At 51.4% G+C, this 26,424-nt stretch carries 27 protein-coding genes; 15 read left to right on the top strand and 12 right to left on the bottom strand.

The features are described from left to right. Positions 1-30 precede the first annotated feature (30 nt). A complete protein-coding gene (locus TREPR_RS02715; protein WP_015706750.1) occupies positions 31-1,677 on the top strand; it encodes an ABC transporter substrate-binding protein in 1,647 nt (548 codons plus the stop codon). Positions 1,678-1,700: 23 nt separating this feature from the next. On the opposite strand, the gene TREPR_RS02710 is transcribed toward TREPR_RS02715, so the two are convergent. From TREPR_RS02710 to TREPR_RS02700, 4 genes are all read right to left on the bottom strand, one after another. Beyond that, the gene (locus TREPR_RS02710) at positions 1,701-2,600 is read right to left on the bottom strand and encodes a [Fe-Fe] hydrogenase large subunit C-terminal domain-containing protein (RefSeq protein ID WP_015706749.1); all 900 of its coding nucleotides are present in this window, start codon (positions 2,598-2,600) and stop codon (positions 1,701-1,703) included. 91 nt (positions 2,601-2,691) lie between these two features. Next, a complete protein-coding gene (locus TREPR_RS02705; RefSeq protein ID WP_015706748.1) occupies positions 2,692-3,243 on the bottom strand; it encodes an ORF6N domain-containing protein in 552 nt (183 codons plus the stop codon). Positions 3,244-3,307: 64 nt separating this feature from the next. Further along, positions 3,308-3,622, bottom strand: coding sequence for a hypothetical protein (locus TREPR_RS18850; protein ID WP_245534771.1), 315 nt, complete (start codon positions 3,620-3,622; stop codon positions 3,308-3,310). Further along, positions 3,586-4,413: a hypothetical protein gene (locus tag TREPR_RS02700; protein WP_015706746.1), complete on the bottom strand. Its 828-nt coding sequence runs from the start codon at positions 4,411-4,413 to the stop codon at positions 3,586-3,588. Before TREPR_RS02700 ends, TREPR_RS18850 begins: the two co-directional genes overlap by 37 nt. A 106-nt stretch (positions 4,414-4,519) precedes the next feature. On the opposite strand from TREPR_RS02700, the gene TREPR_RS02695 reads away from it, so the two are divergent. The 7 genes from TREPR_RS02695 to TREPR_RS02665 all read left to right on the top strand — a co-directional run bounded on the left by TREPR_RS02695 (position 4,520) and on the right by TREPR_RS02665 (position 9,166). Continuing rightward, positions 4,520-5,623 carry a 6-phosphofructokinase gene (locus tag TREPR_RS02695; protein ID WP_015706745.1) on the top strand — a complete coding sequence of 368 codons (1,104 nt, stop codon included), beginning with the start codon at positions 4,520-4,522 and terminating at the stop codon, positions 5,621-5,623. 2 nt (positions 5,624-5,625) lie between these two features. Next, positions 5,626-6,492 (top strand): GNAT family N-acetyltransferase, encoded by an 867-nt coding sequence (locus TREPR_RS02690; protein ID WP_015706744.1) that lies wholly within the window; start codon positions 5,626-5,628, stop codon positions 6,490-6,492. 62 nt (positions 6,493-6,554) lie between these two features. Then, positions 6,555-7,325 (top strand): DbpA RNA binding domain-containing protein, encoded by a 771-nt coding sequence (locus TREPR_RS02685; RefSeq protein WP_015706742.1) that lies wholly within the window; start codon positions 6,555-6,557, stop codon positions 7,323-7,325. Between the two features lie 299 nt (positions 7,326-7,624). After that, complete coding sequence (locus TREPR_RS02680) at positions 7,625-7,810, top strand: hypothetical protein (protein WP_041610985.1); 186 nt, start codon at positions 7,625-7,627, stop codon at positions 7,808-7,810. Between the two features lie 17 nt (positions 7,811-7,827). Next, positions 7,828-8,337: a hypothetical protein gene (locus tag TREPR_RS02675; protein WP_041610984.1), complete on the top strand. Its 510-nt coding sequence runs from the start codon at positions 7,828-7,830 to the stop codon at positions 8,335-8,337. Positions 8,338-8,603: 266 nt separating this feature from the next. Further along, on the top strand, positions 8,604-8,804 hold the full coding sequence (locus tag TREPR_RS02670; protein WP_015706741.1) for a hypothetical protein: 201 nt from the start codon (positions 8,604-8,606) through the stop codon (positions 8,802-8,804). A gap of 107 nt (positions 8,805-8,911) precedes the next feature. Then, on the top strand, positions 8,912-9,166 hold the full coding sequence (locus TREPR_RS02665) for a hypothetical protein (RefSeq protein ID WP_201765759.1): 255 nt from the start codon (positions 8,912-8,914) through the stop codon (positions 9,164-9,166). A 62-nt stretch (positions 9,167-9,228) separates the two neighbouring features. Here the strand turns inward: TREPR_RS02665 and TREPR_RS02660 are convergent, their stop codons facing one another. From TREPR_RS02660 to TREPR_RS02650, 3 genes are all read right to left on the bottom strand, one after another. After that, positions 9,229-9,435 carry a hypothetical protein gene (locus TREPR_RS02660; protein WP_015706739.1) on the bottom strand — a complete coding sequence of 69 codons (207 nt, stop codon included), beginning with the start codon at positions 9,433-9,435 and terminating at the stop codon, positions 9,229-9,231. Next, a complete protein-coding gene (locus tag TREPR_RS02655) occupies positions 9,432-9,800 on the bottom strand; it encodes a type II toxin-antitoxin system RelE/ParE family toxin (RefSeq protein ID WP_015706738.1) in 369 nt (122 codons plus the stop codon). The genes TREPR_RS02660 and TREPR_RS02655 overlap by 4 nt, the downstream gene beginning before the upstream one ends. Before the next feature lie 347 nt (positions 9,801-10,147). After that, complete coding sequence (locus TREPR_RS02650) at positions 10,148-11,365, bottom strand: hypothetical protein (RefSeq protein ID WP_245534770.1); 1,218 nt, start codon at positions 11,363-11,365, stop codon at positions 10,148-10,150. A gap of 41 nt (positions 11,366-11,406) precedes the next feature. On the opposite strand from TREPR_RS02650, the gene TREPR_RS02645 reads away from it, so the two are divergent. After that, complete coding sequence (locus TREPR_RS02645) at positions 11,407-12,054, top strand: MBL fold metallo-hydrolase (protein ID WP_015706736.1); 648 nt, start codon at positions 11,407-11,409, stop codon at positions 12,052-12,054. Positions 12,055-12,092: 38 nt separating this feature from the next. Here the strand turns inward: TREPR_RS02645 and TREPR_RS02640 are convergent, their stop codons facing one another. The 3 genes from TREPR_RS02640 to ald all read right to left on the bottom strand — a co-directional run bounded on the left by TREPR_RS02640 (position 12,093) and on the right by ald (position 16,418). After that, a complete protein-coding gene (locus TREPR_RS02640) occupies positions 12,093-13,769 on the bottom strand; it encodes a Na/Pi cotransporter family protein (protein ID WP_015706735.1) in 1,677 nt (558 codons plus the stop codon). 99 nt (positions 13,770-13,868) lie between these two features. After that, the gene (locus tag TREPR_RS02635; protein WP_015706734.1) at positions 13,869-15,278 is read right to left on the bottom strand and encodes an alanine/glycine:cation symporter family protein; all 1,410 of its coding nucleotides are present in this window, start codon (positions 15,276-15,278) and stop codon (positions 13,869-13,871) included. Between the two features lie 24 nt (positions 15,279-15,302). Then, positions 15,303-16,418 carry an alanine dehydrogenase gene (gene ald / locus TREPR_RS02630; RefSeq protein ID WP_015706733.1) on the bottom strand — a complete coding sequence of 372 codons (1,116 nt, stop codon included), beginning with the start codon at positions 16,416-16,418 and terminating at the stop codon, positions 15,303-15,305. 236 nt (positions 16,419-16,654) lie between these two features. On the opposite strand from ald, the gene TREPR_RS02625 reads away from it, so the two are divergent. Next, positions 16,655-17,128, top strand: a complete 474-nt coding sequence (locus tag TREPR_RS02625) for an Lrp/AsnC family transcriptional regulator (protein WP_015706732.1) — start codon at positions 16,655-16,657, stop codon at positions 17,126-17,128. 26 nt (positions 17,129-17,154) lie between these two features. On the opposite strand, the gene TREPR_RS02620 is transcribed toward TREPR_RS02625, so the two are convergent. Next, entirely contained in the window at positions 17,155-18,033 is an 879-nt protein-coding gene (locus TREPR_RS02620) for a LysR family transcriptional regulator (RefSeq protein ID WP_015706731.1), read from the bottom strand. A 113-nt stretch (positions 18,034-18,146) separates the two neighbouring features. Here TREPR_RS02620 and TREPR_RS02615 point away from each other — a divergent pair, with 113 nt between their 5' ends. The 5 genes from TREPR_RS02615 (at position 18,147) to TREPR_RS02595 (ending at position 24,875) form a co-directional block, all read left to right on the top strand. Next, complete coding sequence (locus TREPR_RS02615; protein ID WP_015706730.1) at positions 18,147-19,229, top strand: veratrol--corrinoid protein metyltransferase; 1,083 nt, start codon at positions 18,147-18,149, stop codon at positions 19,227-19,229. Between the two features lie 133 nt (positions 19,230-19,362). Beyond that, the gene (locus tag TREPR_RS02610) at positions 19,363-20,844 is read left to right on the top strand and encodes a bifunctional metallophosphatase/5'-nucleotidase (RefSeq protein ID WP_015706729.1); all 1,482 of its coding nucleotides are present in this window, start codon (positions 19,363-19,365) and stop codon (positions 20,842-20,844) included. Between the two features lie 94 nt (positions 20,845-20,938). Then, positions 20,939-22,303, top strand: coding sequence for an MFS transporter (locus TREPR_RS02605; protein ID WP_015706728.1), 1,365 nt, complete (start codon positions 20,939-20,941; stop codon positions 22,301-22,303). Positions 22,304-22,326: 23 nt separating this feature from the next. Then, positions 22,327-23,319 carry a uroporphyrinogen decarboxylase family protein gene (locus TREPR_RS02600; protein WP_015706727.1) on the top strand — a complete coding sequence of 331 codons (993 nt, stop codon included), beginning with the start codon at positions 22,327-22,329 and terminating at the stop codon, positions 23,317-23,319. Positions 23,320-23,492: 173 nt separating this feature from the next. Further along, on the top strand, positions 23,493-24,875 hold the full coding sequence (locus TREPR_RS02595; RefSeq protein WP_015706726.1) for an MATE family efflux transporter: 1,383 nt from the start codon (positions 23,493-23,495) through the stop codon (positions 24,873-24,875). A gap of 287 nt (positions 24,876-25,162) precedes the next feature. On the opposite strand, the gene TREPR_RS02585 is transcribed toward TREPR_RS02595, so the two are convergent. Further along, the gene (locus TREPR_RS02585) at positions 25,163-26,380 is read right to left on the bottom strand and encodes an ATP-binding protein (RefSeq protein WP_015706724.1); all 1,218 of its coding nucleotides are present in this window, start codon (positions 26,378-26,380) and stop codon (positions 25,163-25,165) included. Positions 26,381-26,424 lie beyond the last annotated feature (44 nt).

The raw sequence follows: 26,424 nt of genomic DNA, 5'->3' as shown, positions 1-26,424 counted from the left end.
GTAATGAATGATAAGAAGAGGAGTGTTTTTATGAAAACGCGTGTTTTGGTTTTTTTAGTTTGTATTTCTGTTCTCATGTCTTGTGGACAGAAAAAGACCGGATCTTCCGGGGATGGTTCCGGAAGGGGGCCCCAGACGGCGGAGGAGCTTACCATTGGTATTTATGATGACGCCGGGAGCGTTACCACTTGGGGGGGCGGGTCCTATAGCCCCTGGGTCCTGGACGCGATCAACGAAAAGCTCGCGGGGCCTAATCCTTATGGCCCAGCGCCGAAGATGATCCTGGCGGAGTATATCAGGCCGGTTACCGATGACAACCTGGTTTGGGAGATCAAACTCAAGCCCGGAATAAAATGGCACGACGGGACCCCCCTCACCTCTGCGGATGTCAAATTTACGATTGACTATAACCGGGAAGGGCCTTCAAATAACCGTTATTCCCATCATACCAGTTCCGCCCCCCGTCTCCCCGGGGAAGGCATCACGGTTATTGACGATCTTACCCTGCGGGTAGCCGGGGCCTATCCCATGCCCTATTTTGATCGGGAACCCTGCGCCGAGCTGCCCATTGTTCAAAAGGCCCAATGGGAAAACATCCAGGACCCCCGGCAGTTTACGGGAAAGTCCATAGGTACCGGCCCTTATAAGCTGGTGGATTATAAAGTGGGGGAATACTACAAACTGGAAGCCAATGCGGATTACCATCTGGGAAAGCCCCTGGTAAATAAGCTCAACCTGGTGGTGATCCGGGATTTCTCCACCATGTTCACCGCCCTGCGGAGCGGCGAGATCGACGGGGCGGCCCGGAACCTGCCGCCGGAAATGGTGGAGGAATGGTCCAAGGTCCCCAACGTTACTATCGTTAAGACCCCCTACCTCTGGGGCGCCTGCATTACCCTGGACACCACCAAGCTGCCCTTCGGGGACCTGGCTTTCAGGGAGGCCATAAGCTACGCCATCAACCGGGACGAACTTCTACGCATCGTGGGACTCGGCCGGGGCATTACCGGTACTGTGGGCTACCCCCACCCCCGCTCGTTCCACACCAGCCCCAACAATTCCCAGCCCTACGATCCCGAAAAGGCCGCCCAGCTTTTTACCGAGCTGGGTTATGTAGACCGGAACGGCGACGGGCTCAGGGAAACCCCCGAGGGTAATCCCATTAACTGGCGCATCCTGGTGGACGCCTCGGCGCCTCTCTATGTCCGGGCTGCAGAGATCATCACCGAACACCTGGGGGCGATAAACCTCAAGGCCCATGTGGAGGCCCTGGAAAGCGCCGCCTATTCGGAGGCGGTGAACGTCACCGGGAACTACAACATGACTGTGGGCGAATTTGTTCCCCACGGCCTTGCGGATGATGACATGATGATGGTCCTCTTGTTCGGTGAACAAAAAAACGACATCGTCCCCTTCAAGGAACGGGATGAGGCCATGGTAGCCTGGGAAGCCGCAGTAAGCGGGGAAGAACGGCTCGCCGCATCCCACTACCTCCAGGGGCTTCTCAACAAACACCCCAGGCGTATCATGCTCTGGTACCCCGACGGTTTCTTTGCCTACAATAACACCCGGTATGATAACTATTCTGTGATCATGGGAGAGAACGATATTTTCCACAAATATTCGTTCATTCCCAATGAAGCCCGGAAAGGGTATGTGCTTGAAAATTTTAATTAAGTACTAAACGCAGCGCCACCGGTTCAATTGGGCCGGTGACGGAAATCAGCGCGGTCCAGGGTTTGGTCATAGGATGAGAATAATTCCAGTACCGCCTCCGGTTTTCCCGGGGCGGTACTTTTTTCAAGAAAGGCGCCGCCGTTAGACGCCGGGTATTGCATTCCCCTGACCCCCGACCCATTAGCGCAGCCCCCTTCGCATGCGTAGGTTTCAAACACAAAGGGTATCATCTGGGTTTCCGAAAAGGCGCCCCGCTCCGAAAAACGGCTGGCGGCATTCTCAAGCCCCTGTTCAATCAGGTACTCCACGCCGGTATCCAGGGCGGACAGGCATTTACCGATACTGCCGAAAGCAGCCAGGGTTAAACCCGGTCCATATCCATCGCTTTCCGGCAGACAAGGCTCATATTGGCTTATATCAACAGGATTTTCTTTGAGCCATGCGGAAAGCGCATTGATAGTAACATTGTAATGCACCAGTTCCTCACGGTTCTCCAGCACAAATTCTCTGCGCTTTAAAACACAGGGGGAAAGAAAGGCAATGCGCTCCGTTATCCCCCGGTATGACCGGAGGTATCGGGCCGTACAGAGCAGGGGGCTGTACACAGGGGTAATAAATTCAGCGTATTCCGGGTGCGTATGCTTAAGAAACCAGTTCATACCGACACAGGCGGATGTGATCAGGGGCTTCCCGGAACATTCACCCAGGCTGCGGTAATAGGCCCACAGGGTAATATCCGCATAGGGCAGTACGGGATGAAAGGCCATAACCCCCAGGGAACGGAGATACCCCAGGATGCGGGGAAGATCCTCCAGGACGGCGAAGGCCGCCGGGGCGACCAGCATCCGTATGGGGAGCCCATTTTTAAGGTCCCGGAAAAAATCGGGAAGATCATTTCTTGAATTCTGAACATCGGTGGTCATAAGGGTCCTCGGCAAAATGTTAGATAAAACTATCTTTAAGATACCATTCTTCCGGGGGAATGTAAAGAGTTAGTTATACCAAACTAGAAAATCAGAGAGGCGTTTTACCTGTATCTTCGTGGTTGGCCCTGAAGCCGATTGGCTTTGTCTTAGGTGGACTTGCGATAAAACTGTTCAGCACCCTGAGAATATCATCCACCCGTTTATCATTGCGATCAATATAAAGGAGCAATAGCCTACGTAACTCCACAATTTGCCCGCTTGTATCGGTTTGTGAAAGTGCATATTGGCGCATTTGAACAAATACCCGCATTATTTTGATATTCACATCAATGGCGATATCGCTTTTTAAAACACTAGATAGCATTAAAATGCCATGTTCGGTAAATGCGTATGGCGCCGCCCGCCGGCCGCCCCTTTTTTCATCGGTTTTTGTGGTCACAATTTGTGACCTCAAAGTCTCCCATTCTTCCGGGTCCAGTTGGAACATGAAGTCCGAGGGAAAGCGCCCAATATTCCGTTTTACCGCCTGGTTTAACACCTTGGTCTCAACCTGATACAAAGCGGCCAAGTCGCTATCAAGCATCACTTTACGCCCGCGAATTTCGCGAATAAAGGTTTGTATGGGGATTGCTTTGTCCATAGTTAATTATCATACCTATGGCGCCTTTTATTAAGAAAAATTTCTTAAATCGTGATTGAAGTCACTATCGCCCCTGGTTAATCTTCTGAATCGGCGCTGCCAGGGCCCGGAGCCGCACCACCCGCCCGCCGCCGAAGGCACGGTAGCGTTCCCCGTCGTCAGAGAAGGCCGAGGCCATTTCACCCGGGAAGGAGGGGTACCGGGCCTGGGTCCAGACCAGGGAAGGGTCGCCCAGGCTTAGTTCGGGGTGGGCGGGGTTGAAGTAGATGAGGGATTCGTGGACCCCCCGCTCGTTCAGGGGCGCCTCGTCGGTGCTTTGGAGGTAGCGGATGACCCCCTCGTTCAGATCCACCGATTGGATAATGGCGGAATGAACCACCCCCCCGCTGGAGCCCCGGAAGAGCAGCACATCCGCAGGTTTAATGCTGCGGATCTCATCCCGGACGGCGATGATTTCCGGTGTCCGGGAATTGAAGAACCAGGTCCCCACATAGTAGGAAGGCTCCCCCCCCCGGGGAATGCCGATGGCCCGGCGCAGGGCCCAGCCAAGGTGACCCCCCCCTTGCGGGCTATATAGCTAAGGGTATGCCAGACAAAGCCCGAGCAGTCCATACCCACCCAGCCCAGACAATATAAATAATTGTACACGTCCGCTTCGCTGAGCCCCTCGCCATTTACGAGTACATAGGGACGGTGGGGCAGGCCCCGGTAGGCCCCGGCTTTCATTCGGGCTATGTCAAAAAGATCACGGGAACTGGTCCAGGTTCTGGTGGGGATGTCCAGGATCATCACCTTTTCCTTCCCGTCCCCCAGAATTCCGGCATAGCTCTCAAATTCATCGGAGTACAGGATTCCGGTGATAATTTCCCACAGGGAAACCGGATCAGCCTTGCCGCCCCCCTGGAATTCCCAGGTCTGGTCCGAAAGCTGGTCCCGCTCGTTGTTTTGGGCAAAGGGCATACGGAGGTTCATCACCTTGCCGTCCAGGATATAGGTCTTAAAGCACTGGCGGTAGGCTTCCTCAATCACCCCCTCCACCCCGGTTCCCCAAACCCGGGCAGGATCCGCAAAGGCCCTCAGAGTCCGCTCGGTTTCCTCGTCGGCAAAGAGCCCCGGGGTGCCGGAAAACAGGAGGCCGAAAGTGCATATTAAAAGTACCGTTCTTCCCATTTTGTCTCTTTCTTTAATATAATGAACTTGTGAGGAAACCTAGTTGGTTTTTAAACAACTCTAATACTATATCGACGGGAAAAGTAACAAACACAAGGGGGCCGCCATGGCAGCCGTAGAACAGAGTGCGACAAAAACCTTCGGGATCCTTACCGCAGGGGGGGATTGCCCGGGACTGAACGCCGCCATCCGGGGTGTGTGCCGGGCTGCCCACGACAGGTACAACATGACCGCTGTGGGTATCGCCAATGGCTACCGGGGCCTCATCGACGAGGACTGGCGCATACTGCGGCCGGTGGACTTTATGGGGATCCTCACCCGGGGGGGCACCATCCTGGGGGCCAGCCGGGAAAAGCCCTTTAAGGCTCGGCCTAAGGAGTACAGCAGCGACATCGAGGAAGACAAGGTAGAGCTGATTAAGGAAAACTACCGGAAACTGAACCTGGATTGCCTGGTAGTCCTGGGGGGGAACGGCACCAATACCACGGGCTACCTCCTCGCCAAGGAGGGGCTGAATGTCCTGGGGCTCCCAAAAACCATCGACAATGATATTATCGGCACCGACCGAACCTTTGGCTTCCACTCAGCCCTGTCCATCGCCACCGAGGCCATAGACCGGCTCCATTCCACCGCCCAGAGCCATAACCGGGTGATGATCATTGAGCTTATGGGCCACAAGGCGGGTTGGCTGGCGCTCTACGCGGGGATAGCCGGCGGGGGGGACGTCATCCTGATACCGGAAATCCCCTACGACATTAAGGCCATAGGCCGCCACCTGGAAAAACGTACCCAAAGCGGCAGGGGCTTTTCCATCGTGGTAGTAGCCGAGGGGGCCATGTCGATTGAGGAAGCGGCAATGGACAAAAAGGAACGAAAGAAATACCGGGAACAAACTGTGGTTCCATCCATAGGCTACCGGATAGCCGGGGAAATTGAGGCCGAAACGGGCCTGGAAACCAGGGCAACGGTGCTGGGCTATGTGCAGCGAGGGGGCATACCCAGCGCCTCCGATCGGGTCCTGGCCACCAGCCTGGGAACCGCCGCGGCAAAACTTCTGGCCAAAGGCGAATACGGCAGGATGGTCGCCCTGAAAGGGGAATCCATAAGCTCCGTAGATCTCAGGGTCCCTGCGGAAGGGGTTAAAACCGTCCCGCAGGATCATTATATGATCGATACCGCAATTTCAGTGGGAACCTGCATGGGAGTATAAGAATGCAGTTTGAACTTACCGACGCATTAATCGACGATCTCCTCTTTGCCATGGAGGATCAATTCGGTACCCTCTTCCTGGATACCCAGGAAGGGATGGTGGTCAGTGAAGACGACATAGACTGGGCGGATGACAAAGACGACCGATTTATCAGCATCCCCGAATGGGATTCCGCGGATGGCTACCGGGTAATGGAGCGTTTTGCTGCGAGTTTCAAGAACCCGCTAATCCAAAAGCGGCTCACCGGAGCCCTGAACCGTGGGAAGGGGGTATTCCGTGCCTTTAAGGATGCCCTGGCCCCCTATCCGGAGGCGGAAAAGCTCTGGTTCGCCTTCAAAGAACAGGAAATGAAAAAGGAGCTGCGCTTCTGGTACAACTCCCTCAGGGAAAAATGGGGCTTGGAACGGTTAGGCGAAGAGCCTGAGGAAACTGAGGATCTGGTGCTGGAAGATTTCCTGTTCCGGGAAAGCCTGGCTGCGGATGAAACGGCGGCGGAAACCCTGCATCGGCTCTGCCTTGAAGAAGCGGCGGGCGGCCCACAAGCCCCCCTGGGCGAAACGCCCTGGCTATTTCCCGGGGAACCGGCCCTGGTTGCCGAAACCAGCGGTGGGGAGTTTGCCGCTTATATAGCAGGCAAACTCCGGGGGGAAATCCTGGAAATTGCCGCCCTGGAAGTCCGCCCGGAATACCGGGGCCTGGGCCTGGGGGAAGCCCTACTTACCCGGCTCCTGGAAACCCCGGCGGCCAAAGCAGCGGCAGAAATACTCATCGACGTCCCCCAGACAGCCGATGGGTTTTCACGGGTGCTGCTTCGGGGATCCTTCACCCCCTATGTTATCCGGTACCGGAAAGGGCAAAGAAAAAAATAGTGTATTGAGTAAATACTATATATATGTCATGCTAAGACAAATTTTAACAATAGGAAAAATGAATGTCCGTTTTATTTAATGAAGAAAAAATTAAAAACCGTCTAGATGAAATTCTTGAAAAGATTCAGACCGAGGCGGATCCCAAACTGCTCAACCAATACCGTTCCCTTTTCCGGAAGAAGGTTTCCTTTTTCCGGCGCTCCTACCTGGCGGCATATCTGCTGATGATCCAGGATCAGGGAACCGGTCGATCACGCAAATCCGGGGCTTTCGAGACGGCTAAAGGCAGCCGGGAGAAGCCGGCGGGTAATGCCCGGGGAACTGCGTTGCAAGTAGCGCCCGCCGCCCCCAAGAGCAAACGGAACCCCGCCGAGGGAGCCGAAGCGGCACGGCAGCCCCTGCCGGAAGAAGAATCCACCCGGATATTTATCAGCATAGGCCGGAATCGGCGGGTTTTCCCCCGGGAAATCCTGGGGCTCATCGGCACCAAGACACAAATTTCCAAGGATGATATCGGACTCATCAATATCCTGAACAACTATTCCTTTATACAGGTCCGTACCAGCGTTGCGGAAGAGCTTATCACCGCCCTGAATGGCGTAAATTTCCGGGGCAGAACCCTTACGGTCAACCATGCCCGGGCCCGGAAGGACGAAAATTCCCGTGATGCGGATGAGACTTTCCCCGAGGATACCGGCCTGGAAAGCAGCTTTGACCATGAAGGCGGGGAAATACCCGCTGAAACCTCGGATTTTTCAGCCGAGGCTTCGGCGGAATTCCCGGATGAGGAGCCGGAAACCGAAGTTCAAGACGACGAAACCAGAGAAGAATAGCAATAAGAAGAATTTCACCACAAAGGGGAAGAGGGGAAGATCAGAGGACAACTCGTTTTATCCTACCTAATCATTGCTCTCCCCCTTTTTGCCCCGCTTATTGCACAATTTTTTCGTATTGCCTAAACTACCCCCATGTTGCAGGCACTAAGAGCCCCACAAGACCTCCCCGTACATAATTCCTTGTAATATAATACTTTACACGCATATCGCTCCGGTGGTTCCGGGGTTTCCGCTCTCAGGTACGTCTGCCCCATTTGGGGGGCTGTGCGTCTCATTCGGTCACTAAAATAGACCGTATGGGTAAAAAAGGAGAAAGAACGACCGGCAAGAAGGCCCATGGTGAACGCGCTGATTCCGTAAGGATACCGGCAGAAACGAAGGCTTTAAGCCTAAAGGAGACAAGTATGAAAAAGAGACAGGGGCTATATGGCGGCTTTGCGGCGCTCGTGATCGCGGCGGCGTCCATGTTGGCGGTTCACTGAAAACAAAATTTACAACATTGGCGGGTGCCGAAACGGCAATACAAAAGCCAAATGGGAAGGCAACTGGCGTATCAATTACTGAATTTATGAATACAATGGACGCACAAGGCGCCACCATAATTAACACAATTTTTACCAACGCAGCGGACAGGGAAAATTTTAATAAATTTTTGGACGCGTATAAGTCGGGACAATATTTAATTACCTGCGACTGGACAACGGAGGGCGGTGTTGCGGCAAATGAATTTGTTGCAAAGACAACCGCTGCTGGGCAAACACCAACGGCGAATGTAAAATATGAAGATGGTCGTGGGTTCAGCTATAACAGGCCGGGGAATTTTAATGCCATCAACACATCCCTGACAAACACAATGCGGGGGCAAATTGCTACGGCATTGGGTTTGGGCAGCGAAGCGAACGCGGGCAAAATGGCGGATGCGTTGGTTTTGCAATTGGGTCAGGACAGGGAAGAACTGCGTGCAGTTATGACGGATATAACAAAGGAACAGACATCGGCTTCGTATTAATTTGATTTATTGAATTATCAGTCCCATGGTACAATGGCACAGGTGGGGGCACAGTCCAGTGTGAATTCGGCATTTTCGAATGACGCGGTAAAGGGCGAAAAGGTGTATGGCGCGTGCCTGGCACCAGTTTAGCCTAAGAAAAACGTGCCAGGTGACTGACACCAGAGGGCGTACTCGGGAAACCGGGTGCGCCCTTTTTTATGGGGGAGCGGGGAGCGTTTGCTCAACAGAACCAGGTATGGTATAATTAATGGCAGGGGGCTTGTATGTTGGTCATAAGCGCTTTTTTTGAAGACAGAAAGTTTGTGCCGGAAAGCCCAGTGTCGGTGCCGGAAAAAACCCGGGCGACCATCACGATTGAGGATACCTCAGAGCGGATGGCGTGGAACGAGATTCCCCGGGTGCGGGCGGCTTCGGGGCGTGGGTCCCTGGAGATTCTGCGGGAAGGTCGGGAGGAACGGCTCTAGTGCGGCAGTATATCGACTCGTCGGCGTTCTTGAAGGTTGTTCTTTGAAGAGGATCTGTCTGATGCGCTGCGGGAGTACCTGACGGAGGCGAGCGCGGCGCATACGATTTGTTCCAGCAACTTGCTGGAGACCGAGTGCCGGCGGGCGGCGCACCGGGCGAATGTGCGACAGTTAATCTGAATAGTTTAATAGAAATTAATAAAGCAGGACTTCAGGCATTACGGGAAACATTAGGCCCTGTTGGCATGGTTAAATTCATTCAGCAATATGAAAATGGCTATGGAGATTATACTAAGGAAAAATATACCCAGCCGGATTTACCCATTGATGAAATCGATGGTTTATTAAAGACGAAATTTTAAAAAGGGTGGAAAGAAAAGCGTACCTGGCGCCACTTTTGGGAAAAGGGGCCAGGCTGCGGCGCTTATTTTATGCTGCGGCCCCGGGGTCTGGGGCCCGCTGCGGACATGGCGGGCTGAGGCGCTGCCAGGACCTGGGGGGCATCGGCGCTTTCCTTAAAGCAATCCTGTTCAAATTCCCGCATTTCTGCGGCGGTGACTTTGCCCTGGTTGAAAAGGTCTGTCATCTCCCCGTGGAGGTGTTTAAAAATGGCGCTCTTATACTTCCTCATAGCCATATCTCCTCAATCCAACCGCCATCCAGACGGCCTAAAAGCTCTTTTTCGGTATATTCAAGGTATTCCTTGGAAACCTTCCTGAACCACCTCAACTCTTTATCCCCTATGTTTGCCTGGCCTGACTTGGCAAAAACATACTCAAAAAATAGCCGCTCATCCTGCTGGAAAAACAGGATAACCCGATAGCCCCCGGACTTTCCAGCCCCAGAACGAGCGATCCGCTTTTTAAATACACCCCCGCCCAGGTCGGCCTCATAGGCTCCCCGGCTTACTTCCTCAGCCGCAGCGCTCAGGTCGGTATCGGTGATCCCTGCCTTATCGGAAAGCCTGGCAAACCGCTTTGTCTTAAATATACGCATGATTCCCTTTCTTTTCCAGTGGTATAGCCATGTAATCCGCCTGAGAACCCTCCCTGAGTATATGGACACTGATGGCCTATATACCCCCTTTAGGGAGCTGAAAGGGAAAAATGCTTTAATGGGTAAGCACAGGGGTGACAGGAGGCAACGCAGGAGTGGATAGTAGGATCTTACTGGTCCTCCGGCAGTTTGCCGAAATCCCCAAGGTATGGTAGAGTAAATAGAGAGGTAGCATTAGGGGCATATCAAGTCGGAAGAGGTCCGTGAAATAACCGTGCGGGCCCTGGCCGATACCGGCGCCCATGGTGATGAGGTCTTGTATCTGCTCATGTAACGCCCGTCAGACCCTATACAGCAAGCAGGTACAGGATCATGCCGACAAAAAGCAGATTTAGCCCTATGCCAACCAAAAGGATCAGCCCCCCGGTAATTTCCAGAATATAGGCTGAGCGGGTATACCGTTCCGCTAAACCCTCAGGCTCCCCCGGTATAGCCCCATAGGCAGCAAAGGGATCCCGGGGCTGGACTGGCAGGGGTGTTTCAAGCCCCTCCGCCTCCTCGGGCATCACTCCGAAAATATACCAACCCTCGCCTTTATGGAAATGTTGTTCCGGTATGATCAAGGGGATATCCTTCGGGATTTTCTCCAGGGTATCCCCGGGAATAAGCCCCGGGACCGCATCCCCGGGGAGTTCTTTACGCCAGACCGCCCCGTAAACTTCGCCGTCCGGAAGCCGTCCTTGACGGGAAAAACTCTCCCCAATAAGTTTCTTCCCCATAGAAAGGTACTTCAAAGGCAGCCGGGCCAGGTCCCGGTAGGCCCGGAAAATGCGGGCCCGCCACCAGAGCCGCCGGTACACCACAGTCAGGAGCACCCCCGGAGGCAGCAGGGGAAAAATCGGGGCAAAGAGGGCGATAAAGGCGCAGAGCGCGGTCAGCCGGAAGGCGGGCCGGGAAAGGAAAGACAGGGCGATGAGTATCTGGAAAAAGGCGTTGAACATAAACCCATAGGGGGTAAGCCGGTTCCAGTATTCATTCCGGTGCCGCCCCGCCCGAATCGCCCGGGTTGCCATGGTATGATCCGGCCCGTCATAAAAGATAACCAGCAGGGGGCTCTCCTTGGTGGAAACAAAGGTCCACCGGTCCTCAACATGGCAGAGCAGCCCCCCCACAAAAACCTTGGCCCCCCCGGTAAGGGTGGAAATTCGGTCCCAGCGTATACGCTCCGGGGCTTCCTCACCGGGATCAAAGGAGCCCAGGGTTTCACCTCCCTCGGGCATGGGCAATAGGTAGGTATGGGCTCCCGCTAGAACAACCGGGATGGTCAGGGTCTCGCTGCGTATCCACAGGGTCTTCCCGTCCGTAAGGGACTCAAACCCGCCGGTAAACCGGTACTGGGCGCCTTCCAGGGGGGTCTTCTGGCAGGCGGCATAATCCAGAATGGGCTCTAGGCACAGTTTGTCAAAACGGCTCCGGAAAAGACGCCAGGATCTCCGCATCAAAAAAGCCCCGGCCACGGGAACCAGGCCACATCCGAGGACTACCAGGGCGATTATTACTAGCAAATCTGTGATACGCAGGGTACAATACCTCCATAGGGGAACACATGATCGAACATATTGTTGTAGGAGCAATCGAAACCAATTGCTGGATATACACCTGGGATGAATCAGGCGACAGCGCCGTCATCGATCCCGGAGCGGATCCTGAATTAATCGTTGCCCGGCTTAAGCGGCTTAATCTGCGGCCCCGGTATATTTTACTTACCCACGGCCACTTTGACCATATCGCCGCCCTGCCGGAGCTGGCCCGGGCCTTTCCCGGGAAGGAGCCGCCGGTTATTGCCATCCACCAGGAGGACGCCAAATACCTGGGACCCGAAGCCTACCAGGTCCATGTGGAAAGCTTCACCATTGCTGCGGGAAATGCAGATTACATAGACGCCCTTTGGCAGGATATGCCCGCTGCGGATGTCCTGCTCGCCGAAGGGGCCAACATAGGCCCCTTCAAAACCCTGCACCTTCCCGGCCACACCCAGGGTTCCGTGGGCTTCCTGGACGAAAAGGCCAAGGTCCTTTTCAGCGGGGACACCCTGTTCAAAGCCGGCTGGGGCCGCACGGATCTCCCCGGCGGCAGCTGGCCCCAAATCCAGCAAAGCCTCCGCCGGCTCTTCACCCTGGACGGGAGCATCCGGGTCTACGCCGGCCACGGCCCCAGCACCACCATCGCTAGCGAACAGGGCGGTTTGCTGTAGCGGGGTGTGGAATAGCCTATTCCGTACCCCCAACTCCATTACCCCTTCTCTATCAAAGTTTCCGCGATGTTATAACAGTAGTCCCCCACCTTTTCTATGCGCCGGACCACGTCAATAAAGAGCAGTTCCGTCTTCACATCCACCCCGGCCTCAATCCGTTTGCGGCCCAGTTTCCGCAGCTTGTTCCGGGATTTGTCAATGTCGTTTTCAAGTTTCTCCGCAAAGAGGGCTTGTTCTCCTGAGATACTGGCGCCCAGGTGCTCTTCCACAAACCTGAGAAAATCCTCCACCTTGCTCACATAGGGGACCAGGGCTTCCATTTCCTTATTCTTAAAAATATGGTCCTTCCGCACACTGCGGTTCAGAAGGAGGCCTACGCTGTAGCAGTCATCGGTCATGTCCTCCAAATCGGAAATGATCCGCAGCAGCCGATAGACCTTCGCCTCAGACTGACGGCCCAGGCGCTGGCGGGTGCATTCTATGAAAAACCGGGTCAGCTCCTCCCGCATCTCGTCGGCATATTCCTCGCTGTCCTTCAGATCATCCACCAGGGCATCCACTATTTCCATCTTGTTCCCCTCCCCCCGCAGGCCGGGCAGAACATGGCTGACCTGGGCAAACATGGAGGATGCCAGGCCCGCCATATCCTGGATTTCCTTTTCAGCCCGGATAATATTCAGTTCCGGTGTACTGGGGGTAGCCCGCTGGTATTCAAGCCGATAAGGCCGAGGCCGTCCCTGCTTCCCGTCCTTGTCCTTGATAAGGAAGGAAACCAGGGCAGCAAGCTGGGTTACAAAGGGCAGGAACACCAGGGTGCAGAGAAGGTTAAAGACCGTGTGGAACATTGCCAGGTGGGTGGTGATGCCCACCCCAATGGGGGAACCGGGAACCAGGAAATCCACCAGTGCCAACAGGGGCCGGAAAAAAATCAGCGCAACAATACTGCCCGCCACATTAAAAAACACGTGCACCATGGCGGTACGTTTTGCCGCAGTCTTGGTCCCGATGGCGGCTAGGATGGCGTCGATGGTGGTACCGATGTTGGCCCCCAGGATCAGGGCGGCGGCTATCTCAAAGTTGATAACCCCGCCGAAGGCCAGGGTGATAACAAGGGTGATGGTAGCAGCGGAGGAGTGCATCAGCAGGGTAAGCATGGTTCCTATAAACACCCCGAAAATTACTGAAAGGAAACCCAGGTTGGAGATTTTCCGGATAAATTCCATGGATTCCGGGCTCACCGTGGGCAGGGCGTCGGTAAGAAAATTCAGACCCAGAAAGATAAAACCGAAGCCCAGGAGGGCCTCCCCGAAATTCTTATGCTTCCACTTCGCGGAACGCATTAGAAAGCCAAGTCCGATAGCCGGCAGGGCCAGGGCGGAAATATCTATGGAAAACCCCACCAGGGACACGATCCAGGCGGTGGTGGTAGTGCCGATATTTGCCCCCATGATCACCCCGATGGCCTGGGTAAGGGTCAGGATCCCGGCATTCACAAAAGAAACCAGCATCACCGAAACCGCCGAGGAGGACTGGACCAGGGCGGTCACCACCATGCCGGTCAGCGCCCCGATAAACCGGTTTTTGGTCATAAAATTCAGGGCCTTCTGCATACGATCCCCGGCAGCCTGCTGAATCCCGTCGCTCATCACCTTCATCCCGTAGAGGAAGAGGCAGAGCCCGCCGATTATCCTGAATACTATACCAAGATATACCATGGGCAAAGACTATATGATTTTCAATTTAAAAAAAAGATGGGGATGGCCGGAAACCGCATCTGGTCCCAACCATCCCCATTCACAAGCTTCGTGTCGTAATTATACCGGGTTTTTCCTTCTGAGACTCTCCATCAGGGGGATGGGGGTCGTATCCACATCGTCAATATGGATGCCGCTGTACTTCTTCGTTTCTTCAACGATTATATTGCTTAAAAGCAGTACCGCCAGGATATTTGGAAGTATCATCAAGGCGTTCAGGGCATCCGCAATATCCCAGACCAGGCCCAGGGGAATGGCGGCGCCTACAAACACTATCAGTGTGTACAGGATACGGTAGGGAATATTTATCTTGGACCCAAAGAGGTACTCCGCGCCCTTTTCACCGTAGTAGGACCAGCCCAGAATGGTAGAGAAGGCAAAGGTGATCAGGCCGAAGGTGAGGATAATGGGGCCAAACACGGGTATCTGGGAAAACGCCTCGTTGGTCAGGGCGCCGCCGTTGGTGAAGCCGGTGCTGCCATTGGGCGCCACTTCATAGCTTACAATCACCAGGCCGGTCATAAGGCAGACCACCACAGTGTCCCAGAAGGTACCGGTCATGGAGACCAGAGCCTGCCGGACCGGGTTTGCAGTCTTCGCCGCGGAAGCAACGATGGGCGCGGAGCCCATGCCGGATTCGTTGGAAAACAGACCCCGGGCTATGCCGAACCGAGCCGCTGCCATCAAGCCGTAGCCCAGCAAACCGCCGGTTAAAGCCCTGGGGGCAAACGCGGCATTCCAGATTGCCACAAACGCCGGGCCCACATATTGGGCGTTCATAATAAGACAGATGATACAACCAAGAGTGTAGACTGCTGCCATAAACGGAACCAGGCTTTCGCAGACCTTGGAAATTGCCTTGAGCCCGCCGACCAGCACCAGCCCGGTGAAAACCATCATGATCAGGCCGGAAATCCAGGCCGGAATGTGGAAATTCCGCTGCACCAAGTCCGCCACTGCGTTGGACTGTACCCCGTCGCCAATGCCAAAGGCAGCCAGCGCCGCAAAGACCGCAAACAGGATGCCCAGGAAACGCCCGAGCTTCTTGTTTTTGAGACCCCGTTCCAGGGCGAACATGGCCCCCCCGAGCATGGTACCCTTCTCAGTCTTTACCCGGTACTTAACCGCAATCAGGGACTCGCTGTACTTGGTTGCTATACCGAACACGCCGGTCAGCCACATCCACAGCACCGCCCCGGGGCCGCCCACGGCGATCGCCGTGCCAACCCCGATAATATTGCCGGTCCCTATGGTAGAGGCCAGGGCGGTAGTCAGGGCGCCGAACTGGGATACATCCCCTTCGCCGCCTTTGTCTTTAGTTACCGAAAGCCTGATAGCCAAACCAAGCTTCTTCTGAATGAACCCGGTTCTTACAGTCAGGTACAGGTGGGTACCGAACAGGAGTATCAGGAGCCAGGGCCCCCAAAGCCAACCATCAATCGTAGAGATAGTTCTTGCAAAAGCTTCCATAAATACACTCCTCTAAGTGAATTTTCAGGTCAAAGCATCCGTTGCAGGTACATAGGGCAGGTTGTGGGCTTTTGCCACACCTTCATAGGTAATTTTGCCCTTGTACGTGTTGAGCCCTTCCAGAAGGCCTTTGTCTTTCTTGAGCGCCCCGGCAACGCCGAGATCCGCAATTGAAAGGCCGTAGTTCAATGTGGCATTGGCAAGGGCATTTGTCGAAGTATTTGCAACCGCCCCGGGCATATTGCCCACGCAATAGTTGACCACCCCGTCCAGGACATACACCGGATCGTCGTGGTAGGTCACATGGCTGGCTTCGCTGCATCCGCCCTGATCAATGGCCACGTCAACAATGACTGAACCGGGTTTCATGGTCTTAAGGTGCGCTTTCTTGATAAGATGGGGGGTAGAGGACCCGGGGATAAGCACCGCGCCGATTACCAAATCCGCCGTGGGCAGAATGGCGTCCAGGTTCTGGGGGCTGGAATAGAGGGTGTTGAGGGCCGCTCCGTAAATATCTTCCAGGTATTCAAGCCGGTCCAGGTTGATGTCCAGAACCGTAACCCTGGCGCCCAACCCGACCGCCGCTTTTACCGCATTGGCGCCCACAATACCGGCTCCAAGTACCACCACTTCCGCCCGGGGAACACCGGGAACACCGGAGAGCAGGACGCCCCGGCCACCAAAGGGCTTTTCAAGGTACTTCGCCCCTTCCTGGACCGACAGGCGGCCCGCGATCTGGCTCATGGGCTTCAGGCAGGGAAGCCCGCCGCTGCGATCCTTGATGGTCTCAAAGGCAATACCGATGCACTTGCTGTTGACCAGGGCATCGGTCAAAGCACGATCCGGCGCCAGGTGGAGATAGGTATACAGGACCTGGCCTTCCCGGATCAGCTTGTATTCCGCTTCCAGAGGCTCCTTTACCTTGACAATCATTTCGCTTTCCGCAAACACATCCTCGGCGCGATCCACAATCTTGGCCCCCGCCGCCTTGTACAGATCGTCCGGGAAGGCTGAACCTTCCCCGGCGCCCTTCTGCACCAGCACCTGGTGACCATGCTTGACAAAGGCTTCCACACCCTTGGGTGTGAGCCCAACCCGGTACTCATGTTTTTTGATTTCAGTAACTGTTCCGACTTTCATACGAACCTCCGAAAAATAATTAAATAGTGTCCCTAATGGACTAACCTGACTCTACAGTTAGAATAGTAATACATATTTTATTTTTTGGAGGGTTTTTACTAAAATTCAGAAATTTTAAAGAAGAAGTTCAAATGGCCTTAATAATTTAAGTTGTTTTTTCTATCGCAGTACTATATTAGGCCCAGAAGAATCCTCCTTGTTAAATTTCCCTATTTATGTTACAGTTGTAAATACAAATGGATAGTATAGAGAAAAAACCGGATGCCATTGACCGCAAAATCCTGGAGATTCTGCGCAAGGATGCCCGTATACACCTAAAAGAACTATCCCGGCACATTAAGCTCTCCCTGCCCGCCGCCAGTGAGCGGCTGCGTAAGCTGGAACAATCCGGGTACATAAAGGGATATGTGGCTATTTTAAATCCCCAGAAATTCAATAAGGAATTCACCTGTTTCTGCATGGTAGAATTCAGCCATCACAACATAGACTACGACCGGGATTTCGTGGAATTTGTCAAAACCTGCCCGGACATTCTCGAATGCCACCGCATCGGGGGAACCTACGAATATATGCTGAAAATAGTGGCCCATTCGGTAAAAGAAGTGGAGCAGCTCATCGATGTCATGCGTATTGAAAAACGGGTGATCAATACCAGCACCATTACTATTCTGACCACCATTAAGGAAGAGGTCACTATTAGCCCAGAATAGTTTTTCTGTGAGTATCTATTGGCAGACTATTGTGTATTGAACCGTTCTTTTGCATAGGCAATAAACTCTTTTGCAGCATCACTGATGAAGGCATACTTGTTTACAATAAGATGAAATTCCCAATAGAAATCCATATCTTCAATTTCTATGTGCACTAAACCGGGAAACCGGTCCTGAGGGCCTCCGCCAAAACCAACAACACGATTGGTGCTGATTAATTCACAGGTCAGTTCCATTGCAGGACTACTCAAATTGATTTCCGGTACAACCCCGTTCCGGATACATTGATCCCACAGTAAATCGAAGGGGTGCATGCGGTTATTCAGGGAAATGACCATTTCACCCTTCAGTTCCTGCAGCTTTACGGAACTGCGCTCTGCAAAAGGGTGTTTTTCTCCAACCAAAAGGCCGATTTTGTTTCGTTCACATATAAGCGAAGCAAACAGATTCATGTCAACCGGCGCGGGAGAAAAACCAATTTGCAGCTTATTTTCCCGCATGGATTTTTGGCAGGTCTCTTCGACAAAATTCATGATATTCAGGGAAATATCCGGATGCTCCACAATGAAGGTACTTAAAAACAGGGGAGGAAACAGATGATCCAGCCCGTTGGCAATTCCGATAGACACCTGGGATTTAGCTTTTTCCCTAAGCTGCCGGATCGTGTCAATGATATGGTCGTGCTGGTTTGTGTAGGACTTGGCAGCCGTTTCAAGAACCCTGCCGAATTCGGTCAGCTCAATCCCTTTTGGGTTCCGGTAAAACAGGGGAACCTCAAGCTCATCTTCCAGGGCTTTGATAGATATACTTAAACCCTGCTGGGTAATAAAACGTTGACTTGAAGCCTTGGTAAAATTTTTTTCATCGCAGACCGCGAGGAAATTACGTAGCTGTTTGTAATCCATGGGTAATTATACCACAAGTTTTTATTGTTGCAAGACAATAATTTTCTGTTTTACAGGTTATAGGCCCTAATGTATGCTTACTTGAAGCATTTTAAACAGTATGGAGGATAACGATGGAAAGCGTTCCATTTAGCAAAGAAGAGCTGGCGGTTAGCGAGCATTGGCCCCCTCTTTTTCCGGGCGCCCCGGGCGCTAAAAAATTTAAAACCCCGGTAACCCCTCGGGAAAACTACGAAGCCCTGTATAAGGGGGAGCTCCCCCACTGGCTGCCGCTTATGGCCGATCAGTGTCTGCTAACCCCCCGTATTGACCCTGATAACATAGCCCGGGGAATGGCCTTGGAGGTGAATCCCCTATCACCCGAAGAACTGGTCGGCGGGAAGGACAAATTTGGCATTGAATGGATCTACGTACCCCAAGTTGGGGGTTCCACGGTAAAACCCGGTAACCCTGCCCTTGAGGATGCCAATGACTGGCCCAAGGTGATTAAATTCCCCGATATAAGCAAATGGGATTGGGAAGGTTCCGCCAAAGCAAACGCAGCATATACCACCGATGGAAGGGCGCTTACCTTTTCGATTTTTACCGGGTTTTATGAAAGGCTCATCTCCTTTATGGATTTTGAGAATGCCGTTGTCGCGCTGATTGACGATGATCAAAAGGATGCGGTCAAGGATCTTTTTGACAAACTCGCGGAATTATATAAAGAGATAATAACAAACGCCAAAAAACAGTATAACCCCCTGGTCATTAATTTTCATGATGATTGGGGCGGCCAGCAAGCGCCCTTTTTCTCCCTGGCAACGGTGCAGGAAATGATCGTTCCCTATCTTAAAAAAGTGGTCGATCACGTCCATTCCCAAGGCATGTATTTTGATATGCATTCCTGCGGCAAAAATGAACTGCTTGTACCAGCTTATATTGAGGCTGGCTGCGATTCATGGGGTGGGGCACAGTCAATGAATGACAAAAGTATGCTGTATGATAAGTATGGCGACAAACTTATCATCGGCCTTGATCCCGATGTGGCGCTAGGGCCGGATACAAAGACTGAAGATGCCGTTGCCGCAGCAAAGCGTTTTGTGGCAAAGTATGGACCCAGCATGGAGAAAAAGTCTTTTCTCTGCTCGGCAATGGGTACACCTCCGGCTTTCGATGAAACGGTTTACGAAGAAAGCCGGAAGCTGTTTGGGTGAAATTACCTCAGCTTACGCAATGAGTGGCATTGTACTGTGTAAGTGTTACCTGTGTAAAAAGCCGGCATTTTGACAAAGGCGCATGGATTAGGATATCTATTGCACCGCAAAATATTTTTTTCAGGAGTTAATTATGAAGTCCAAAAGAATGCTATTATCGGTGTTGTTGCTGTTTTCAGCAATGGGAGCTGTATTTGCCGGCGGACGGAAAGAACCGGTAGAAAATGTCATCACTATTTTGCATACAAATGATGTGCATTCAAATGTGGCGATTGAACCCTATGTGAAAGGATACGCAGATTCGCTTCGCGCAGAAAAACGCGATGTTGTAATAGTATCTGCCGGAGACGCATTTGACGGAACACCTTTTGCATCTCTTTCTGATGGACGGGATGTGGCAACTGTAATGAATATGGTAGGTTATGAAGTGTTCGCCATGGGCAATCACGAGCAATTTGATTCCGTCGATTTTAAAATGCTCTCAAAACTGGTAAAGTTTCCTATATTGGCGGCAAATATCGGAGCAGACTGGAAGACAAATATACCGGAAATCAAAGATTTTGTGATAAAAAGTTTCGGTAAAACAAAAATTGCGTTCATCGGCATTACATCCGGTACCACCGGCGACGAAGCAGTTAAGGCAGCGGAAAGGGCGCGGACAGAATCAACAGCAAAGGGCGCAAATGTGTTTATCGCTGTTACGCATCTTGGCGTACAAGATGCAGACGAAACTATCCGCAGTACCTATCTTGCCGAACATTGCCCATGGCTTTCCCTGATTATTGACGCACATTGCCACACCGCTCACCAGAACGGGCTTTTATATAATGGTGTCCTTATCGGTGAAACAGGCGAATACGGCAATAATCTCGGGGTCATTGAACTCACTGTAAAAGGCAGCGAAGTGCTTAACGTAACTGCGCGGCTTATTCCAATAAAAGGACACGAGGCAGAATCAGGCATTACACCGGATGCGGAAGTGCAGGCTTTTATCGACCAGGTAAATGCCCGGAATGCCGCATATCTAAACGAAACGGTGTTTAGTTTGTCGGAAACCCTTTATGGTACACGAGATTATAGCCGCCGCGCAGAGTCCGTCTTTGGTAATCTTCTCACCGATTCAATGCGTTGGAAAACCGGCGTACAAATCGGGCTGCTTCAAGGTCCTGCCATTCGGGCAAATCTTAACGCAGGCGAAGTAATACGCAACCAGCTGCTGACCGCGTTGTTTCCGGACGCTCCGGTCTGTACCTTCACACTAAAAGGCGAAGTAATCCGTAGTGCCCTGGAAAATGGTGTATCGGCATTCCCCAACGAAAACAATTCGTTTATACATATTTCAGGTATTCTCGTAGAATTTGACCAAAATGCCCCAGCGGGAAATCGCATTACATCTATCAAGATGGAAGATGGATCTCCATTTGATCCGGATGCAGTGTATACCTGCGCGAGCAAAAGTGACAGCTTATGGTTCATTCCTAATTGGGAAGTGCTGACGCCCGGGAAAGATTTTGAGTTAGGACATGGTACCATTTGTGAAGTACTGGATGATTATATTTCCAGCGGCATTACGATTCCAACAAAAATTGCCGGTAGAATTGCACCGATAAAATAGCCCTTACTATAGTCGTTAAACGAGCAAATGCGGAGTACATCTAAAAACTAACCGAGTTTTTAGATGTACCCTATAAATTAAAGGAAGGTAATCCATGAGTGATAGTACAAACTGGAAAAAGAGTATTCCTTGGGTGTTTTTTGCTGCTGAGACGTCTCTGGTATTAGGTGGCATGATCGCCATGTCGTATCTGATTTTCTATATTACTGACAGAATGTTAATTACCGCAGTTGTCATGGGAGCCATCATGCTTGTGGCCCGCATCGCAGATGGAGTACTGGGTATATTTACCGGTATTATCATACAAAAATTGCAACTAAAACACGGGCAATACCGCACATGGCTTTTGTACGGTCCCTTCATTATTGCCCTGGGCACTACCCTCTGTTTTTTCAATCCTAATATTCCCATGATGGCAAAGGCAGTGATTGTATTTATCGGGTACATACTGTACGGCGGAGGCAACAGCTTTGTTCAGCTTTCCCAAAACGGCCTCCTGGCCAAAATATCCGGACCCGATATGGATCACCGTATGGCAATCGCCGCCAAGCTCATGCAGGGGCAGCAGGCGGGTACAATTATCGGTTCTCTTATTACCATGCCCCTTATTCTCTGGGTGGATAAAACGGGAGCGGACGGTTATTCGGTCATACAGGTAATTATTGCAGCATTAGGCGCCCTGGGCCAGCTTCCCCTTTTCTTTATGACCAAGGAATACGAAGGCTTCGACCCAAATTTCAAAAGCGCCGGCGGCGCCTCGATCAAACTGGGCGCCATATTTGGCGAAACTCTGAAGAACGGGCAGCTAATCATTCTATTGTTGGCGGATGCGTTCCGTCATACGGCTTATATATTAGTCATGGCTCTGGGGGTTTATTATTTTAACTACGTTGTCAGGGCGCCTGAAATGATAGTATTCGCCATGACAGCCCAAAGTATAGGCGCATTCCTGGGTTCCTTTGCCGGCCAGCCAATTTCCCGAAAATTGGGGAAGAAAAACTCGGCCCTGCTGACAGGTATCCTGTGTACCATTATTTACGCCGGCATTGCGTTTTTGGGGGACAGGGGGCCTTTGGTGTACATCATTTGTACCGCCGCCGGACTTTTTTCCCTGGGAATTGTCAATGCCTGCGGAGTCAACCTTTACCTTGACTGCGGGGAATACCTGCTATACAAGTCAGGGAAGGACAACCGGACCTTTACCATGAGCTTTTTCGGTATTGGCATCAAAATCGGTATGGCCCTTTCATCGGTGGTGATTGCATTTCTGCTTGACGCATCCGGTTATGACGGCGCTACACAAAGCGTTGCGGATGTTCACCTCATGGGAGTCCTGATTGGCGCCGTGCTTGCAGGACTTAATCTCGGCTATTTTCTTATAATGCTCTGTTATGGAATCAATGAACAAAAGTCCAAGGAGTATGCGGAGCATAACTTCAAGGCAACACAAACGGCTTAAGCCGATTTTTAAGGAGCTTACTTATGTTAACAAAGAAACAGAATTTTTTGGAAACTATTCACGGAGGCAAGCCCGATCGGTTTGTCAATCAATACGAGTACATGAATCTTATTTTTGGTACAGATCCGATTGGGCGCGTTAATCCTTATCCTGCTCCGGGCCAAACGATTGTTAATGCATGGGGGGTTACCTATAGCTGGCCCGAGGGAACTCCCGGGGGGTTCCCCGTTCATGACGCTGCCCATAAGCTTGTCAAAGATGTAACCAAATGGCGGGATTTGGTTCATGCGCCGAATATTGTTTTCCCCGAATCTGAATGGGCGGATGCAAAGAAAGCCGTGGCGGCGATTGATAAAAACGAAGTGTATGCTGCTTATATGGTAGGCCCCGGAATTTTTGAACAGTGCCACAATCTTATGGGCATAGACGACTGCCTTGCAAATTTATACGAAGAACCGGATGCCATGAAAGAATTGATTGAATATATTACAAACTTTGAGCTTACCCTTGCCGAAGAAATCACCAGTAAAATGGGTGTAAATCTTATTTTTCATCACGACGATTGGGGTACCCAGATTTCAACCTTCTTTTCCCCGGATATGTTCAAAGAATTCTTTCTTGATTCGTATAAAAAGGTTTACGGTTTCTATAAGGCCCATGGCATTGAAATTATCGTCCACCATGCGGATTCTTACGCTGCAACACTTGTTCCGTATATGATTGAGGCAGGGATTGATGTATGGCAGGGTTGTCTTAGTACAAATAATGTACCGGAACTTGTTAAAAAATTCGGCCCTAAAATTTCCTTTATGGGGGACCTTAACAACGGTGTTCTGGATAAAGCCGATGTGACCGATGAAGAAATCCGGAAAGAAGTTGAGCGCACCTGTAAACAAAACGGCAAGTATTACTTTATCCCGAATCTCTGCCAGGGGCTTCCCATGAGTACTTTCCCCGGAGTCTTTGAAAAAGTGAGCGCAGAAATTGATCGTATGAGCAAAGAAGTATTTAAGTAAAGCACAGGCATTTCCTTATCAGATGTTTTATCAACATGCTGCTAATAGTGAAAAAGCAAAGAACTTTGCTGCAAGTAGGGTCTTTGCTGAATAGAAAGCTGTGATCTACAGTTTCATTAGAGGGATGGACCTACCCACCCCTCAACACAAATAAAATAAATATAAAGGATTCTATGGAACCAACCACAAATAAAACCGACAGAATTGGAACAGAAAGAATCGGGAAACTGCTGCTTGATTTTTCCATACCCGCAATCATAGGGATGCTGGTAAACGCGATTTATAACATTGTTGACCGGATTTATGTCGGCCAGGGGGTTGATCCCCTGGGGATTGCGGGTATAACCATCGTCATGCCGGTCATGATGGTACTCATGGCTATGTCAATATTAATCGGGATCGGGGCAAATTCCCTGTTTTCAATCAGGCTTGGAGAAGGGCGCCGGGATGAGGTTGAAAAAATCATGGGCCACGCCTTCTTTTTGCTTTTTCTTGTTCCGGGAATAGCTATTGTAGTCTGTCTGATCTTTCTGGATGATATTATTATTCACATCCTGGGCGCCAGTGAGAATATCTTTCCCTATGCCAAGACCTATTTGCAGATCATCCTCTACGGCGGAGTTTTCAGCGCCATGGGCCCGGGGATCAATCATTTTATCCGTTCAGACGGGCATCCCCGTACATCCATGGTGACCCAGCTCATCGGGGCGGTAATCAACATCATCCTGGACCCTATTTTAATATTTGGTTTTAAAATGGGCATTGCAGGAGCGGCATGGGCAACAATTATATCCCAGTTTATTTCCTTCGTGTGGGTTTTAGGTTATTTTAATTCCCGTTTTACTACCCTGAGATTCCGTATCCAGGACATGAAACTGGAACTTGGGCTGACACTAAAAATAATGGCCATAGGTTTTGCGCCATTTGCAATGCAATTAGCCATGGGCCTGGTGGGTGTTTTGCAAAATCATGCCCTTAATACCTACGGCGGTGATACTGCCGTTACATCCATGGGGATTGTCTTCAGTATTCTTATTGTGATTTTTATGCCCCTACAGGGAATCAATCAGGGCGCCCAGCCCATTATCGGCTATAATTACGGCGCAAAGAAATACCAGCGGGTCAAAAAAACCTACAAATGGGCGGTCATTGCAGGGACCATCTTTATTAGCGCCGGGTTTTTGCTGATACACCTTTTCCCCCACTTCTTCATTTCTGTTTTCCGGAATGAAGAAGGGCCGCTAATGGATATGGGGGTTTATTGCCTGCGGGTCAGCAGCGCCATGTTTCCCATAGTTGCCTTTCAAATGTTTTCTTCAAGCTATTTTCAAGCTATAGGAAAACCTGTTCAAAGTACTATTTTGAGTTTATCCCGACAGATACTAATGTATATACCGTTATTATTGCTGCTTCCCCGGCGCTTCGGCCTTCATGGGGTGTTTTTCGCCATGCCTGCTTCTGATATTTTATCTGCGGCCTTGACATTGATTGTAATGCTTATCGAATTCAAACGGCTGAAGAAGTTAATAGCTGAGGGTGAGGTCCGCCGCCGCTAATAACACTGTGTCCGCCACCGCTTTGGATCTCGCTTCCTGTTATGTTCTGTCCGCCACCAGGGCGTTTAAAGATGACCCGTCACTGAATAAAAGGGCCGGAATACCCGAAGGGTTTTCACCGGTTTGCGGAGTACTGGCCGGCTATGCAGGGGAGGACAAGTTTTCCCAGACCCCGACCAATTCAGTGACAGTGGGGTATGTAGAGTAGAAGACTAAAGGCCTTTTCACAATATTAAGTAAACAAGAGAGGTGTTTATGGAACAGGTACGCGCTGACCCGGCATTGGATCAGGATACATCCCCCTGATCCATCAGAAAATCCCGGATGTTCCTATGCAGTATCCCATCCCGGCTCATATCAAATTCGTCCATGGAAAGCACGTATTTAGGATAATTGTCCCGTATCTTCAACAGGGGACTAAATTCCCGGTTCACCGTTTCTTCCGATGCCAGGAGGTAGGCCACCTGAATATAGATCCGCTCTCTCCGTCGTTCCGCAACAAAATCGATTTCCTTATCATGAATAGTACCAAAGGTAAGGGTATAGCCCCGGCGCAATAGTTCCATGCACACAATATTCTCCAGAATCAGACCGATGTCCCGTTTGTTTTCCCCGTATACCGCTTCCCTAAGGCCGTGATCGGAAAGGTAGTATTTCTCATATACGGTCAGTATTTTCTTGCCCATCAGATCCTGCCGGTGGATACGGTGAAACAGAAAAGCGTCTTCGCAGGCCCTTAAATAATTGAGTATAGTCTCAGGCGCCGTGATCCGGCCTTCGTGTTTAAAATATCGGGAAATGCTGGTCGCAGAAAAGGGCCGCCCGGCATTGGCGACCACATACAGGATGATCCGGTCCAGGAGGTCCACATCCCTGATGTGGTTCCGTTTGACTATATCCTTGAGGATCACCGAATTATACACATCCCTGAGGTACTGATACGAAGGCTCCGCTTTGTATTGCAGGTTATGGAGGAAGGGCATACCCCCAAAAACAATAAAGTGCTGAAAGGCATCGGCAACGCTTAGTTCCGGCTCCAGGGTCCTGTAGAGTTCGGTAAATTCGGTGAACGAGAAGGGGGTAATGGCTATTTCCACGTATCGTCCCGCCAAATAGGTAGCTAACTCCCCGGAAAGGAGCTTCGCATTGGACCCGGTGATATAGATATCGACGGTATACTTGACCCGCAGGGAGTTGATACAGCGCTCCCACTCTGCCACCTCCTGGACCTCGTCGAGAAAGAGGTATACTCGGCCTTCCAGGGGCACTATCGCCTTTTCCAGGTGTTCATTCAGGGCTTCGGCAGTACAGAACTGCCTATTAGCCAGGTCCTCAAAGTTAAGGCTGATAAAATTACCGGGATTTACCCCCTGATCCCGGAGTTCTTCCTTGATCAGTTCCAGCATCACCGACTTCCCGCAGCGCCGTATCCCGGTGATCACCTTAATCAGCTCTGTCCCCACAAAGGGCTTAACCCGTTCCCAAAAAACCTTTCGTCGCAGCATATATTTGATTATACATCAACTATAACTGAAAAACAAGCAGAAAT

This window comes from Treponema primitia ZAS-2 (assembly GCF_000214375.1).
GTDB lineage: Bacteria > Spirochaetota > Spirochaetia > Treponematales > Breznakiellaceae > Termitinema > Termitinema primitia.
Note: the sequence above shows the minus strand (reverse complement) of the source record. Positions and strands in the feature narration are given on the sequence as shown.

Bases quoted from the DNA above. Each gene is read 5' to 3' on its own strand.
- TREPR_RS02645 (WP_015706736.1), top strand. From the start codon at position 11,407: ATGATCGAACATATTGTTGTAGGAGCAATCGAAACCAATTGCTGGATA.
- TREPR_RS02685 (WP_015706742.1), top strand. From the start codon at position 6,555: ATGTCCGTTTTATTTAATGAAGAAAAAATTAAAAACCGTCTAGATGAA.
- TREPR_RS02660 (WP_015706739.1), bottom strand. From the start codon at position 9,435: ATGAGGAAGTATAAGAGCGCCATTTTTAAACACCTCCACGGGGAGATG.
- ald (WP_015706733.1), bottom strand. From the start codon at position 16,418: ATGAAAGTCGGAACAGTTACTGAAATCAAAAAACATGAGTACCGGGTT.
- TREPR_RS02705 (WP_015706748.1), bottom strand. From the start codon at position 3,243: ATGGACAAAGCAATCCCCATACAAACCTTTATTCGCGAAATTCGCGGG.
- TREPR_RS02595 (WP_015706726.1), top strand. From the start codon at position 23,493: ATGGAACCAACCACAAATAAAACCGACAGAATTGGAACAGAAAGAATC.
- TREPR_RS02625 (WP_015706732.1), top strand. From the start codon at position 16,655: ATGGATAGTATAGAGAAAAAACCGGATGCCATTGACCGCAAAATCCTG.
- TREPR_RS02585 (WP_015706724.1), bottom strand. From the start codon at position 26,380: ATGCTGCGACGAAAGGTTTTTTGGGAACGGGTTAAGCCCTTTGTGGGG.
- TREPR_RS02615 (WP_015706730.1), top strand. From the start codon at position 18,147: ATGGAAAGCGTTCCATTTAGCAAAGAAGAGCTGGCGGTTAGCGAGCAT.
- TREPR_RS02635 (WP_015706734.1), bottom strand. From the start codon at position 15,278: ATGGAAGCTTTTGCAAGAACTATCTCTACGATTGATGGTTGGCTTTGG.
- TREPR_RS02610 (WP_015706729.1), top strand. From the start codon at position 19,363: ATGAAGTCCAAAAGAATGCTATTATCGGTGTTGTTGCTGTTTTCAGCA.
- TREPR_RS02695 (WP_015706745.1), top strand. From the start codon at position 4,520: ATGGCAGCCGTAGAACAGAGTGCGACAAAAACCTTCGGGATCCTTACC.
- TREPR_RS02670 (WP_015706741.1), top strand. From the start codon at position 8,604: ATGTTGGTCATAAGCGCTTTTTTTGAAGACAGAAAGTTTGTGCCGGAA.
- TREPR_RS02640 (WP_015706735.1), bottom strand. From the start codon at position 13,769: ATGGTATATCTTGGTATAGTATTCAGGATAATCGGCGGGCTCTGCCTC.
- TREPR_RS02710 (WP_015706749.1), bottom strand. From the start codon at position 2,600: ATGACCACCGATGTTCAGAATTCAAGAAATGATCTTCCCGATTTTTTC.
- TREPR_RS02700 (WP_015706746.1), bottom strand. From the start codon at position 4,413: ATGGGAAGAACGGTACTTTTAATATGCACTTTCGGCCTCCTGTTTTCC.
- TREPR_RS02605 (WP_015706728.1), top strand. From the start codon at position 20,939: ATGAGTGATAGTACAAACTGGAAAAAGAGTATTCCTTGGGTGTTTTTT.
- TREPR_RS02600 (WP_015706727.1), top strand. From the start codon at position 22,327: ATGTTAACAAAGAAACAGAATTTTTTGGAAACTATTCACGGAGGCAAG.
- TREPR_RS02680 (WP_041610985.1), top strand. From the start codon at position 7,625: ATGGGTAAAAAAGGAGAAAGAACGACCGGCAAGAAGGCCCATGGTGAA.
- TREPR_RS02690 (WP_015706744.1), top strand. From the start codon at position 5,626: ATGCAGTTTGAACTTACCGACGCATTAATCGACGATCTCCTCTTTGCC.
- TREPR_RS02715 (WP_015706750.1), top strand. From the start codon at position 31: ATGAAAACGCGTGTTTTGGTTTTTTTAGTTTGTATTTCTGTTCTCATG.
- TREPR_RS02620 (WP_015706731.1), bottom strand. From the start codon at position 18,033: ATGGATTACAAACAGCTACGTAATTTCCTCGCGGTCTGCGATGAAAAA.
- TREPR_RS02655 (WP_015706738.1), bottom strand. From the start codon at position 9,800: ATGCGTATATTTAAGACAAAGCGGTTTGCCAGGCTTTCCGATAAGGCA.